Origin of the sequence: Paenibacillus sp. FSL W8-0194, from assembly GCF_037969745.1 — a bacterium.
GTDB classification, from domain to species: domain Bacteria; phylum Bacillota; class Bacilli; order Paenibacillales; family Paenibacillaceae; genus Paenibacillus_AQ; species Paenibacillus_AQ cookii.
On the sequence record NZ_CP150205.1, the window covers coordinates 3,773,870 to 3,786,530 of the forward strand.

Annotated in this window: 14 protein-coding genes; all 14 read right to left on the reverse strand. The window is 53.5% G+C overall.

Annotation, left to right across the window (positions count from 1 at the left end; genetic code table 11):
* Positions 1-6: 6 nt before the first annotated feature.
* The gene (locus MKY58_RS17025) at positions 7-1,350 is read right to left on the reverse strand and encodes a chemotaxis response regulator protein-glutamate methylesterase (RefSeq protein ID WP_339321314.1); all 1,344 of its coding nucleotides are present in this window, start codon (positions 1,348-1,350) and stop codon (positions 7-9) included.
* Between the two features lie 35 nt (positions 1,351-1,385).
* Positions 1,386-2,285 (reverse strand): MinD/ParA family protein, encoded by a 900-nt coding sequence (locus MKY58_RS17030; RefSeq protein WP_339321315.1) that lies wholly within the window; start codon positions 2,283-2,285, stop codon positions 1,386-1,388.
* Complete coding sequence (gene flhF / locus MKY58_RS17035) at positions 2,282-3,697, reverse strand: flagellar biosynthesis protein FlhF (RefSeq protein WP_339321316.1); 1,416 nt, start codon at positions 3,695-3,697, stop codon at positions 2,282-2,284. The genes MKY58_RS17030 and flhF overlap by 4 nt, the downstream gene beginning before the upstream one ends.
* The gene (gene flhA, locus MKY58_RS17040) at positions 3,694-5,727 is read right to left on the reverse strand and encodes a flagellar biosynthesis protein FlhA (protein ID WP_036706939.1); all 2,034 of its coding nucleotides are present in this window, start codon (positions 5,725-5,727) and stop codon (positions 3,694-3,696) included. The genes flhF and flhA overlap by 4 nt, the downstream gene beginning before the upstream one ends.
* 27 nt (positions 5,728-5,754) lie before the next feature.
* Positions 5,755-6,843, reverse strand: coding sequence for a flagellar biosynthesis protein FlhB (flhB, locus tag MKY58_RS17045; protein WP_339321317.1), 1,089 nt, complete (start codon positions 6,841-6,843; stop codon positions 5,755-5,757).
* A gap of 23 nt (positions 6,844-6,866) precedes the next feature.
* Positions 6,867-7,655 (reverse strand): flagellar biosynthetic protein FliR, encoded by a 789-nt coding sequence (fliR, locus tag MKY58_RS17050; RefSeq protein ID WP_339321318.1) that lies wholly within the window; start codon positions 7,653-7,655, stop codon positions 6,867-6,869.
* A 13-nt stretch (positions 7,656-7,668) separates the two neighbouring features.
* Positions 7,669-7,938 carry a flagellar biosynthesis protein FliQ gene (gene fliQ, locus MKY58_RS17055; protein ID WP_212948930.1) on the reverse strand — a complete coding sequence of 90 codons (270 nt, stop codon included), beginning with the start codon at positions 7,936-7,938 and terminating at the stop codon, positions 7,669-7,671.
* 28 nt (positions 7,939-7,966) lie between these two features.
* Positions 7,967-8,719, reverse strand: a complete 753-nt coding sequence (gene fliP / locus MKY58_RS17060; RefSeq protein ID WP_339321319.1) for a flagellar type III secretion system pore protein FliP — start codon at positions 8,717-8,719, stop codon at positions 7,967-7,969.
* Positions 8,716-9,252: a flagellar biosynthetic protein FliO gene (locus MKY58_RS17065; RefSeq protein ID WP_339321320.1), complete on the reverse strand. Its 537-nt coding sequence runs from the start codon at positions 9,250-9,252 to the stop codon at positions 8,716-8,718. The genes fliP and MKY58_RS17065 overlap by 4 nt, the downstream gene beginning before the upstream one ends.
* A gap of 6 nt (positions 9,253-9,258) precedes the next feature.
* A complete protein-coding gene (locus MKY58_RS17070) occupies positions 9,259-9,624 on the reverse strand; it encodes a response regulator (protein ID WP_212948929.1) in 366 nt (121 codons plus the stop codon).
* Between the two features lie 26 nt (positions 9,625-9,650).
* Entirely contained in the window at positions 9,651-10,916 is a 1,266-nt protein-coding gene (gene fliY / locus MKY58_RS17075) for a flagellar motor switch phosphatase FliY (RefSeq protein ID WP_339321321.1), read from the reverse strand.
* Positions 10,906-11,904, reverse strand: coding sequence for a flagellar motor switch protein FliM (gene fliM / locus MKY58_RS17080; RefSeq protein ID WP_339321322.1), 999 nt, complete (start codon positions 11,902-11,904; stop codon positions 10,906-10,908). The genes fliY and fliM overlap by 11 nt, the downstream gene beginning before the upstream one ends.
* Positions 11,905-11,967: 63 nt before the next feature.
* The gene (locus MKY58_RS17085; RefSeq protein ID WP_339321323.1) at positions 11,968-12,429 is read right to left on the reverse strand and encodes a flagellar basal body-associated FliL family protein; all 462 of its coding nucleotides are present in this window, start codon (positions 12,427-12,429) and stop codon (positions 11,968-11,970) included.
* The gene (locus MKY58_RS17090) at positions 12,426-12,650 is read right to left on the reverse strand and encodes a flagellar FlbD family protein (RefSeq protein ID WP_036706922.1); all 225 of its coding nucleotides are present in this window, start codon (positions 12,648-12,650) and stop codon (positions 12,426-12,428) included. The genes MKY58_RS17085 and MKY58_RS17090 overlap by 4 nt, the downstream gene beginning before the upstream one ends.
* Between the last annotated feature and the right edge of the window lie 11 nt (positions 12,651-12,661).

The following is a 12,661-nucleotide window of genomic DNA, read 5'->3' on the forward strand; positions in this document are numbered from 1 at the left end:
ATAAGTTCACTTCCCGTGGCCCACGGCACGGACCACGCCGGCCGCAATGTCCTGCAGGGGCAAAACGTGGCTCACGCAATCAAGCTCGACGGCCGAACGCGGCATGCCGTAGACGACGCACGTTTCTTCGCTTTCGGCAAACGTGCTTTTGACGCCCGCATCATAGAGCCGTTTCATCATTTTCGCCCCGTCGCTGCCCATTCCCGTCATCAGCACCACATGGCGCTCCAAGGAAGCAAGCGGCAGCAGCGATTCGAATAGAACGTCCACCGACGGCTTGTGGCCGTTCAGCGGCTTGTCATCGGACAACGACGTTATAAAGCTGCCGTCGGCGTCCCTGACGATTCTTAAATGCTTCCCGCCGGGAGCGATGTAGGCCGAACCCGCTTGCAGCTTCATGCCGTCCTCCGCCTCCATGACCTCGAGCGGGCTGAAGGAATTCAACCGCTGTGCAAGGGAGCGGGTAAAATTCGGCGGCATGTGCTGGACGATGACGACCGGAGCGGGTAGATCGGCCGGGATATGCTCCAGCACCTCTTTCAGCGCTCTCGGGCCGCCGGTAGAGCATCCGATGGCGACGATGTCGTTAAAGGCAGGCCGCACTTCGTTGCGTTTTTCGTCGCGCAGTTCGTGACGCTTTTCGTTACGCTTTTCGCGGCGTTCCTCGAGCGGGGCCGAAGCCGCGATATATTCCCGCGCTGCCGCAGTCTCGGCCACTTTGACGGGAGGCGGCGCTTCGGGCTTCGCTTTATTCGGCTCCTTGATCCTCCGCCCGGTTTTCTCAAGCGGGGGCTCTTGTTTCACGGCAGGAGGCAGCGGCCGCTTAAGCGGCCCGGAGGCAGCCTTTTTTGACTCGGCAACAGCTCCTCCCGGAGCGGTGTACGGCCGCAGCGTTTCCTTCTGCAGGCGCCGCTTCTCTTCCTCGGCTTCAAAGGCAGCCCTTCTTTCCTTGGCGGCCATGGCCGCCTTCAACTGCTCCAGAAGCGCATCCCCGACCTGCCCGATGTCCTGGGAATACGTCAGGGAAGGTTTGCGTATAAAATCAAACGCTCCGGATTCGAGCGCCTTAATCGTTTCCTTCATGCCTTCTTCATTGATGCCGGACAGCATGATGACGGGCATCGGTTGCTTGGCCATGATCAGCTTCAAGGCTTCGAGGCCGTTCATTTCGGGCATTTCCACATCCATCGTCACGATGTCCGGCTTCAGCCCGACGGCTTTCTCCACGGCTTCACGCCCGTTTACAGCCGTGTCCACGACCTGAAACGCGGGATCCTTTTCGATCAGATCCGAAAAAATTTTACGCATAAATGCCGAGTCATCAACAACTAGGACTTTATATGGCGCCATGCCATTTCCACCCCTTGTTCCTTTTTACAGAAGAATCATTTTGTTCGACGAAGCCACTTTTGCATAAATCCTTTGATTCCTGTCAAGGCGCCCGGTTCCGGGGAAGCAGGGACTGACGCGTACAGCCTGGCGATCCGCTGTATTTCGCGCGCCGCTGCGCAGCCCGGAAAAGCCATGGAAAAAGGAACTTGCTTTTTTACTGCCTGCACAACATGGGAGTCATCGCTTATGTATCCAAGCAGCGGAACGTCCACGTTCAAAAACTTTTGCGCCGCTACCCTGATTTTGTCCGCCGTCTGAGCGGCTTCTTTTTCATCGCTTGCACGGTTGACGATCAGCTTGAACGTCGTGCCGCGCTCCCTGGAGCTGACTACCTTGATCAGCGCGTAGGCGTCCGTGATCGATGTCGGCTCCGGCGTCGTTACGACGATGCATTCGTCCGCCGATTGGATAAAATTGAAGTTTTCCTGGGATAAACCGGCGCCGGTATCGAAAATGACGTAATCCATCCCGTCCGCAACCGTTTCGATCTGCTGCATGAAGTAATTCAGATCGCTTTGCGACAAGGAGAACAAATCGCTCAAACCTGAACCCCCTGCAATCAGCGACAGGGATCCCGGACCTCGTTCGATGATTTCATCGATCCGTTTCTCGCGCCGCAGCAAATGATACAGGTTATATTTGGCGGACATCCCCATCAGTACGTCGATGTTAGCCATCCCGATATCGGCGTCGAACACCAGCACCCGCTTGCCCATGGACTGCAGCGCCAAGGCGAAATTAAGCGTAAAGTTGGACTTTCCGACGCCTCCTTTTCCGCTTGTCACGGTGATCAGCCTGGCTCCCTGCCGCGGCTGCTCGCCGCTCGCCAGGGCAGCGCGTTCGCGTTCGCGCATCATGACCAAATTTCTCAGCGTTTGTGCCTGATCCGTCATGCGCCTTCTTCTCCCAGCAGCAGATCGCTAAGCAGCTTTTCCCCGGGCAGGAGCAGGTCATCCGGAACGTTTTGTCCGTTGGTCATGTAGGATAGGCGGAAAGGAAATTCCTTCAGCAAATTCAAGATGGGGCCGTAGCTTCCGGTCTCGTCCAATTTGGTGAAAATGACCTTGTCCAAGCCGTATTTGCTAAAATGCTCGGCGATCTTTTTCATGTCTTGGCTTTTGGAAGTCAAGCTGAGGACAAGGTACGTCTCGCTGCGTTCCACCGGCGGCAGGAGGCTTTGCAGTTCGGAAACGAGCAGCTCGTTGCGGTAGTTGCGCCCGGCCGTATCCATCAGAATAAGATCGCAATAGTCCAGACGCTCCATGGCCCGCTGCATGTCCCCCGGAGACTGCACCACCTCCAGCGGAACGTTCAGGATCGATGCATAGGTCCGCAGCTGCTCGACCGCGGAAATGCGGTACGTATCGGACGTAATGAATCCGACCTTGCGATGGTAGCGGAAGAGTTGTTCGGCAGCGAGTTTGGCGATCGTCGTCGTTTTCCCGACCCCCGTCGGGCCGGCGACATAGACCATTTTGGTTCTGGGAGCGATGCCTCCGCCGAAACGTTCCGCCAAAAACCCCTTGATGCGATCGCGGATAAACGACTCCATGTCCGCGTCGCTTAAGCTCCGGCCCTTCTCCTCCCAATGCTCAAAAGCATCGCCGATCCATTCCTGGATAAGCGAGGCTTCGATATCCTGCCGGAACAACCGGTCCTGGAGTTTTTCCAGCACGTTCGGAAGCGTGCGCTGCATGGCGGACTGGCGCGAGATTTTGGCCATCCAGGACTTCATTTCGCGCAGCTCCTCCAGAAGCTTGTCTTCGGCCGCGGATCTTCCCTTTTCATCCAAGGCGCGTTCCGGCATCAGGGCAGGCTGCACGCGGGGCGGAGCAATGGGCGGCGCTTCCGGCTGCGGCGATGGCATGATCCCAACGGCCGGCGGGCGCCCGTCTTTGCCCGTTTCCGCGGCTTTAGCCGCAGGCGGCGCGATGCTTTCGTTTGCCGCGGCTTGTTCCGCGAACGTCTCCGGATGCCCCGCATCCGCTGCTTTCAACGCAGCCGGTTGGCTCTGCGGCGTCCCTGCGCCCGAAGTCATTTCCGCCGTTTTTTGGTAAGCTTTGGGCACCGCTTGTTTCGGAACGGCGAGGGAAGGTGACGCCGGGGAAGGCTGGGCTTTGGCAGGTTTCTGCGCCTCCTCTTCGACGGCCGCGACGACTTCGATTTTCTTTTGTTTGAACATGCCTAGAAAGCCGCCGATTTTCGTTTCCTTCGTGCTCAGGATCACGGCGTCGCTGCCGAGGTCATGGCGGATCTGGAGCATCGCTTCGGGCATCGTATCGACCAGATAACGCTTCACTCTCATAAATTCACCACTCCGACACTTTGAATTTCAACATTTGGCTCCAGCTCGCTGTAAGATAGTACCGGAATATCCTGCATGGTCCGCTCGATCACTTGCCGCAAATACATGCGGATCGTGGGCGACGTCAGGAGAATGGGCTGCTGCCCGGATTGCAGCAGGCGGTTGACCTGCTCGCTGAGCTTTTGGAACACCGTCTGGGTCGATACCGGATCCAGCGCCAAATAGCTGCCCTGATCGGATTGCTGCACGCTTTCGGCGATTTTTTTCTCCAGCGTCGGGCCGACCGTAATGACCTTGAGCGTCTCCCCTTCCTGGGAGAACTGCTGGGTAATCTGCCTGGAGAGGGCTTGCCTTACGTATTCCGTAAGCACGTCCGGATCTTTGGTGTATTGCCCGTAATCCGCCAAGGTTTCGAAAATGGTGACGAGATCGCGGATGGAAACTTTTTCGCGAAGCAGCTTCGCCAGCACCTTCTGGACGTCCCCGATCGCCAGCACGTTCGGAATCAGCTCGTCGACAAGCACCGGATAATTTTCGCGCAAATTGTCGACCAGTGTTTTGGTTTCCTGGCGTCCAAGCAGCTCATGCGCATGTTTCTTGATGAGCTCGGTCAAATGCGTGGCGACGACGGAAGGCGGATCCACCACGGTATACCCCGACAATTCCGCCCTTTCTTTCGTCGCCTCGTCGATCCAAAGGGCCGGAAGGCCAAAGGCCGGTTCCTGCGTCTCAATACCCGATATGCTTTCGTCTTCATACCCGGGACTCATAGCCAAATAGTGATTAAGTAATAGTTCACCGCCGCCGACGCTATTCCCTTTAATTTTGATGACATATTCATTCGGTTTTAGTTGAATATTGTCGCGAATGCGGATGACCGGCACGACAAGTCCTAACTCCAAAGCGCACTGCCTGCGGATCATGATGATCCGGTCGAGCAGGTCGCCGCCCTGCTGGACGTCCGCAAGCGGGATCAGGCCGTAACCGAATTCGAATTCGATCGGGTCGACCTGCAGCAAATTGATGACACTTTCGGGACTTCGGACCTCTTCGATTTGCTGTTCCTCCTCCTGCTGCTCCACTTCGATTTGCTTGCGCTCCATGTTTTTCTGCATCCGGTAGGCCGCATACAGCAGGATGGCCGCTAGCGGCAATGTCGTAATGATATGTATAGGCGTAAAAAAGCCGAGCATGGCAACCGTGCCGCCTACGATGTACAGCAGTTTCGGATAAGACATCAGCTGCTGCGTCAAATCGCTGGCAAGATTGCCCTCCGATGAGGAACGGGTCACGATCAAACCGGATGCCGTCGAAATGAGCAGCGCCGGAATTTGGGAGACCAGGCCGTCGCCGATGGTCAGTACCGAATAGGTGGACAAAGCATCTTTGAAATCCATTCCGTTTATCGACATCCCGATGATGAAACCGCCGACCAGGTTGATGATGAGAATGATGATGCTGGCGATGGCATCGCCTTTGACGAATTTGGTGGCACCGTCCATCGCTCCGTAGTAGTCGGCTTCGCGTTCGACCTTTTGACGGCGCTCCCGCGCCTGCTGCTCGTTGATGAGCCCTGCGTTCAGATCGGCATCGATGCTCATCTGCTTGCCGGGCATCGCATCAAGCGTAAAACGCGCGGCCACCTCGGCAACCCGTTCCGAACCTTTCGTAATGACGATAAATTGAACGACGACGAGGATCAGGAAGACGATGAACCCGACGGCGATTTGTCCATTGGCGATCCAGCTGCCGAATGTGGATACCACGGTTCCGGCAAACCCTTCGGACAGGATCAGTTTCGTCGTCGAAATGTTCAGCGCAAGCCTGAACAACGTCGTAATCAGCAAAAGGGAAGGAAATATCGAAAATTGCAGCGCTTCCTTCGTGTTCATCGCTACCAGCAAAATGAGCAGGGCAAGCGAGATGTTGATGACGAGCAGAACGTCCAAAAGCCATGTCGGGATCGGAAGAATCATCATGAGAACGATGCCGATGACACCTAGTAATACCGTAATTTCCTTTGCTTTCAATGGCTTCACTGCCTCCGATCCCTGAGTTTATTTAACCTTGCCTTTAAGTTTGTATACATATGCCAAAACTTCAGCCACGGCCTGAAACAAATCGGCGGGAATGGAATCCCCGATCTCCGCTCTGTGGAACAGGGCCCGGGCGAGAGGTTTGTTTTCCATGGTTATGACGCCGTGTTCTTTGGCTATTTCCTTCATCCGCAAAGCCACGAAATCCTGGCCTTTGGCGATGATTTGCGGAGCTTCCATTTTGGAACCCTCGTATTTCAGGGCGACGGCGAAGTGCGTCGGGTTGGTAATGACGACATCCGCCTTGGGGACCTCCTGCATCATGCGCTGCATCGCCATCCGGCGCTGACGCTCCCTGATCTTCCCTTTGATCAGCGGGTCGCCCTCCATTTTTTTGTATTCGTCCTTGATGTCCTGCTTGGACATGCGGATGCTTTTTTCGAATTCGTAACGTTGGTACAAATAGTCCAGTATCGACATCGCAAACAAGACGGCGCCGATTTTCAGCCCCAGATTCATCGTCAGGCTGGCGACAAAATGAAAGGTTTGCTCGATGTTCGTCTCCGACAACCTGCCGATCTTCGGCAAGGCGCCGGACAACGTCTGGTAAACGAGCAGCCCGATTACGGTAACTTTAAAAATCGATTTCAAGCATTCCACAAGCGACCTGACCGAAAAAATATTTTTAAACCCTTTGATCGGATCCAGCTTGCTGAATTTGGGTTTGAGCATCTCGCCCGTCAACATGAATCCGACTTGGGCCACATTGGCGACGAGAGCCAGCACGATCGTTATTGAAAACATCGGCGCCATCAAGATGAGAATCTGAATGGAATACTCCATCGCCAGGTTCATCACGTTTCCGATCGAAATGCCGGTTTGGAGACGGTGCAAAAACACGTCCTTGAACAGCCCTACCAGCCGTTCCTTATAAAATCCGCCGAACATCAACAAGCTTAAAAAGGAGGCAAGCAGCACCACCGAGCCGGAAACTTCCTGGCTTTTGGCGACTTGGCCCTTTTTACGGGTATCCTGGCGTTTTTTAGGCGTTGCTTTTTCGGTTTTTTCGCCGGCGAACAACTGCAAATCGAGCCGATATCTGTAGGACACTCCAGTCGCTCCTTTATTCCTGCTTAGGTCGGCTTGCGCCCCATCAGCCCCAGCAGATTTTGCATCGATTCGAACATGATCCCGAACAAATCGCCGAACAAATACGAAAAGCTGGGCACGATCAGCAGCAGCACAATCAAGCCGACAATCACTTTAAGCTGCATCCCGATCACAAATACGTTAAACTGCGGAGCGGTCCGGGCCAAAAAACCGAGTCCCACGTCCGTCAAAAACAACGCGGTAACGATCGGCGCCGACATCTGAAAGGCCAGCACAAACGATTGGCCGAAGGTTTTAACCAAAAAATCGGATATGCTTCCGTTGTAAAGCTTCATAAAAAAATCGTTGGACAGCGGTACCCAGTCGTAACTCCGTATGATCCCGTCGATCAAGTAATGATGCCCGTTCATCGCAAGAAACAATAAAAGGGCGAACATGTATTTAAAGTTTCCGAGAACCGGTGCCGATGCCCCGGTCATCGGGTCGATGACGTTGGCGATGCCGAATCCGATCTGTATGTCGATAAACGCGCCGGCGGTCTGAATGACGACGAACAGCAGATACGCGACGAACCCCAGCACCAAGCCGATAAGGATTTCGCGGATGATGAGCAGCACGTAAGTCAGGTCGGCCGGCAGCTCATGATGGACGCCGTACGTGAGAAATACGAGAACGGACAGGAAAAAGGACATGCCAATTTTGAAAACGTTAGGGACTCCCCTGGAAGACAGCACAGGCGCTACAACAAAAAAAGAGGTGATTCGACAAAAAATAAGCATGAAAACCGGCAAGCTATTCAGCAGCATGTTCATAGTTCGCTACCGCCTAACCGATATACTTATATAAGTTGTCGAAGATGTTATAGGTGAAATCGACAAGCGTCGTTAAAATCCAAGGCCCGAACAGCAGGAGCGCCAGCAGCACCGCCACGATTTTAGGAATGAACGCGAGGGTCTGCTCCTGGATTTGGGTCGTCGCCTGGAATATGCTCACGATCAAGCCGACGATCAGCCCCAGCAGCAGCATCGGCGCGCTTACCTTCAGCACGGTATATACTGCTTGTCCCGCAAGGCCGATAATAAAATCAGAATTCATGGCCGGCCTCCTTCGCCTTTCTCATCCATCATGTATTAAAACTCAACAGCAGCGACTTGACGACCAGGTACCATCCGTCCACCAGCACGAACAGCAATATTTTGAACGGCAGCGAAATCATGACCGGCGGGAGCATCATCATCCCCATGGCCATTAAGGTGCTTGACACGACGATATCGATGATCAAAAACGGAATGAATATCATGAATCCCATTTGAAACGCCGTTTTCAGCTCGCTGATCGCAAAGGCCGGCACCATGACGGTGAGCGGGATATCCTTGTACGTTTTGGGTTTTTCCGTTTTGGTGTATTTCATGAACAGCAGCAGATCTTTTTCCCTCGTTTGCGAAAACATAAACTTTTTCATCGGCTCCGCCGCTTTTTCCAGCGCCTGCGTTTGGGTAATTTCGCCTTTCAGATACGGCTGCAGGGCAACGTCGTTGATCGATGAAAACGTTGGTGTCATCACAAACAGCGTCAAAAACAGCGCCAGGCCGACAAGCACCTGATTGGGCGGCATTTGCTGCGTGCCAAGCGACGTTCTCACGAACCCCAGCACAACCACGATCCGGGTAAAGCTTGTCATCAGCACCAGCAGCGCCGGCGCGATGCTGATGACAGTGACCAGAAGCAAAATCGACAATGAGCTGGTGCTCGGTTTTCCTCCTGAATCGCCTACCTGGATATCGATATTGGGAATGGGATCGGCGAATGCCGCCGTCAAGGCCAGCAAACTGATAACCGATAAAACGATGAAAGCTAGCAAAACCTTCTTTTTCATGGATCCCTCAACCGATCTGTAGTATTGTCTTCGCGGAGAAGCTCCTCCATCTTTTCCTTTCGGCTGGACATTTTTCGCAGCTTCTCGTCGAAGACTTCGTGAAAAGAGGATGAATCCTCGAGTGTAATCTCTTCCGACAACGTCCCTTGCTTGCGGAACCTGGAGGCCAGCTTTTCAAGCACCGGGGAAAACGCGCCCGCCCGGGCGCCCGCTTCCTGCTCGAATGCCTCCATGATCAGCTTCACTTCTTCCGGATCCGTAATCTTGTCGACCAGGCGAATGTCCTCGCCTACGCCGACCAGATACAGGCTGCTGCCGATTTCAATGATCTGAAGGGATTTGTTCGGTCCAAGTCCGACGGCTCCCAAGGTCCGAACCGCTCGGCTGGTGAACCATGTTTTGTTTTTTCTTCCGAGAAAACGGATCAAAAGCACGATGAGTGCGACGATGACCGCCAGAACAACGATGACGTACACCAGATTAAGCGCATAATTTCCCGGGTTTTGGGGCGTTTGCATATCGGCGCTGAACATGGAAGATTAAACGCCCAACGTTTTATTGATCGCTTCGATCACGCGGTCCGTTTGGAACGGCTTCACGATGAAGTCCTTGGCCCCGGCCTGGATCGCGTCGATGACCATCGCCTGTTGGCCCATGGCGGAACACATGATGACCTTCGCGCTTGGATCCAGCTTCTTGATTTCCTTCAGGGCTGCGATGCCGTCCATTTCAGGCATGGTGATATCCATCGTAATCAGGTCCGGGCGAAGTTCCTTGAATTTTTCGATCGCTTGCGCCCCGTCCTGCGCTTCTCCGACGACCTCGAAACCATTTTTAGTCAAAATATCACGGATCATCATTCTCATAAATGCTGCATCATCCACGATAAGAATACGGTTTGCCATTGATTAAAAATCCTCCCTAAATTTTGCTATTGTAATTTTTGTATTCGGTCCCATTGGCTGAGAATATCTGTGACGCGTACGCCAAAGTTCTCATCGATGACAACGACTTCGCCTTTGGCGATCAGCTTGTTGTTTACGAGAATATCCACCGGCTCGCCCGCAAGCTTGTCCAGTTCGATGATCGAACCTTGGGACATTTCCAAGATATCCTTAATTTGCTTCTGGGTCCTTCCTAATTCTACGGTGACCTTCAGAGGAATGTCCATCAATAAGTTCAAATTATTTTGATCGACCGGGCCATAGGCCGGGGATTGCAAATTCGAAAACTGCACGGGCTGCACGTTTACGTTCCGGTTATACGGCGTGCCGTAATGCTGAGGCATTCCGTACGGCGGCATCTGCGGGTTCTGCTCATAGCCGGGCATCGGCTGGCCTGCGGCCGGGTAGTCTCCCGGGTAACCCGGAGGCTGCTGGCTTGGGGCCTGTTGCGGCTGCGGCATCGACTGCTGCTGCGGCGGCTGGGCCGGCGTCGGCTGCGGGCTCGGAGCCGGCTTTTCGGGAGCCTGGGCCGCTGCGGCCGTTTCCTCAATGAGCTGCTCGACGGAATCGGCGCCGTGAATCAAAATATTCACCATGTCCTTGGCGAATCGGACGGGCAGCAGCTGCATGATCGTCGAGTCGATCAAATCCCCGATTCGGAGCCGGAACGAGATTTTGATCAGCGTCTCGTCCGCGGGAAGGCTGCTGACGCCGTCCCCGCTGGCCACGTCCAAAATATCGATCCCCGGCGGCGAGATGTTCACGAAACGGTTGAAAATCGTGGACATCGAGGTTGCGGACGAACCCATCATCTGGTTCATCGCTTCCTGAACCGCGCTTATATGTATTTCGTTCAGCTCTTGATCTTCGGGGTTCCCTTCGCCGCCAAGCATCAGGTCGGCAATGACTTGGGCGTCGCGCGTTTTGATGACCAGCGAATTGATCCCTTCGAATCCGTCGACATACGTCACGTGAACGGCGACATGCGGTTTGGGAAATTCGGATTCAAACTGCTCGCGCGTGATGATGGACACTTTCGGCGTCGTGATGTCCACTTTTTTGCCGAGAAGCGTGGAAAGAGCCGTCGCGGCGCTGCCGAACGTGATGTTTCCGATCTCGCCGAGCGCGTCCTGTTCCAGCGGCGTCAAATAATCGTCCACCGTCATCGTGCCCGATCCTTTGGAATAATCCGATTCGGACTGCTTAAGCAAAGCGTCTATCTCTTCTTGCGACAAATATTCGTTACTCGTCAAATTCCTCAACTCCTTCGCTGACAATTTCGTCGATTTGAACCGCTACCCGATCCTTCAGCGTTCCCGGGCTTCCGATGAACTTCAGGCGGTCCCCTACCCGGATCGACAGGCCGGTGCCCACCGCTTTGTTGAGGCTGATGACATCCCCGACGCTGAGGCTCAGGAATTCGGATACGGAAATGTGGCTCGTGCCGAGTTCGGCCACGATATTCAGCTTCGCCTGACTGATCCGGTACTTGAGCGATTCGGCTTCTTCAGGGATGCTTGATTTTTTCTCCGAAACGAACCATTGGTGCGCCGAAAGCTTGGACATGATCGGTTCAAGCACGACATGCGGTATGCAGAGGTTGATCATTCCCGTCGTATCCCCGATTTTGGTGCTCAGCGATATAAGCGCGATCGTTTCGTTCGGAGACACGATTTGCATGAATTGCGGATTCGTTTCCATCGCTTCCATCCGGGGCGAGATATCCAGCACGGTTTTCCAGGCCTCAGCGAGGCTGTCGAAAGCCCGGCTGAAAATCCTCTCCATGATGGTTGTCTCAATCTCCGTCAGGGTATTGATCTTCGTGGGCGCATTGCCTACTCCGCCCAGCAAACGATCCAGCATCGCGTACGCAACGTTGGGGTGAACCTCGAGCACCATTCTTCCTTCCAACGGCTCGGCTTCGAAAATGTTCAAAATCGTCATTTTAGGAATCGACCGGATAAATTCGTCATAAGGAAGCTGCTCGACCTGTACGACGCTAATTTGCACGAAAGTGCGCAGCTGTGCCGAAAAATACGTCGTCAGGTAACGGGCAAAGTTTTCATGGATGCGCGTGAGGCTCCGGATATGGTCTTTGGAAAAGCGGACCGCCCGTTTGAAGTCATAGGACCGGACTTTTTTCTGGTTATCCTCTTTTTTCAGTTCCTCCGCATCCATTTCGCCGGACGAAAGCGCGGCAAGCAGGGCGTCGATCTCATTTTGCGATAATACGTCAACCAATCATCTCACCCCCTTAAAGGATTGTCTTGGGTTCTCTACAGCATGTTAGGGAGAATCCTTCGTTTAGATCGGCGTTACCAGGTAATCTGTGATTTCGATCTGATTCAATTTCCCTTCAGTCAGGGTCTTATTGATCAGATTGATCAATTTTGCGCTTAATTGGTCCTTGCCGTCCGAGCCCTTTAATTCTTCCGGCTTGGTGTCTGCAAGGGTTTTGATAATAATCGGTTTGATTTTAAACTCCTTGATCTTGTCGAATGCTTCTTTGGATTTCTTATCGTTCAATTGGAACGCAAAATTCATCAATACGATATAATCCTGATCTGCAAGATTGGTTTTGATATCTTTGATTTCAGACGTCATTTCCACGAGTTCATCCGCTGATAATTTTTTCCCCTCGGCCGCCGGAGCCGCAGCATTCGAATTGGAGTCTTTTCCGAATTGAGGCGCTAGCAAAACAGCAGCAACCACGATCAGTGTTATCGCCAGAAGTATGGTAATCAGCCAGGGCAGCATTTTTTTCATGAGTTTTCCTCCATTTGTTGCACTTTGATTGTGGCATTGTGAACGCCGATTTCCTGATTGTATTGTTTCACCAAGGAAATGACCTCAGCTGCTTTTTCCAAAACGATCATGCGTTTGCCTGTGACCAACGTAATATAGGTGTCTGGCGTTTCTTCCACTGTTTCGATAAGCAAAGCGTTCAGCCATATTGGTGAGCCGTTTAACCGGGTAACAGAAATCATAGCAGAGCCTC

Excerpts from the sequence above, each read along its gene's own strand:
- MKY58_RS17025 (WP_339321314.1), bottom strand. The coding sequence starts at position 1,350 with ATGGCGCCATATAAAGTCCTAGTTGTTGATGACTCGGCATTTATGCGT.
- MKY58_RS17030 (WP_339321315.1), bottom strand. The coding sequence starts at position 2,285 with ATGACGGATCAGGCACAAACGCTGAGAAATTTGGTCATGATGCGCGAA.
- flhF (WP_339321316.1), bottom strand. The coding sequence starts at position 3,697 with ATGAGAGTGAAGCGTTATCTGGTCGATACGATGCCCGAAGCGATGCTC.
- fliR (WP_339321318.1), bottom strand. The coding sequence starts at position 7,655 with ATGAACATGCTGCTGAATAGCTTGCCGGTTTTCATGCTTATTTTTTGT.
- fliQ (WP_212948930.1), bottom strand. The coding sequence starts at position 7,938 with ATGAATTCTGATTTTATTATCGGCCTTGCGGGACAAGCAGTATATACC.
- fliP (WP_339321319.1), bottom strand. The coding sequence starts at position 8,719 with ATGAAAAAGAAGGTTTTGCTAGCTTTCATCGTTTTATCGGTTATCAGT.
- MKY58_RS17065 (WP_339321320.1), bottom strand. The coding sequence starts at position 9,252 with ATGTTCAGCGCCGATATGCAAACGCCCCAAAACCCGGGAAATTATGCG.
- MKY58_RS17070 (WP_212948929.1), bottom strand. The coding sequence starts at position 9,624 with ATGGCAAACCGTATTCTTATCGTGGATGATGCAGCATTTATGAGAATG.
- MKY58_RS17085 (WP_339321323.1), bottom strand. The coding sequence starts at position 12,429 with ATGAAAAAAATGCTGCCCTGGCTGATTACCATACTTCTGGCGATAACA.
- MKY58_RS17090 (WP_036706922.1), bottom strand. The coding sequence starts at position 12,650 with ATGATTTCTGTTACCCGGTTAAACGGCTCACCAATATGGCTGAACGCT.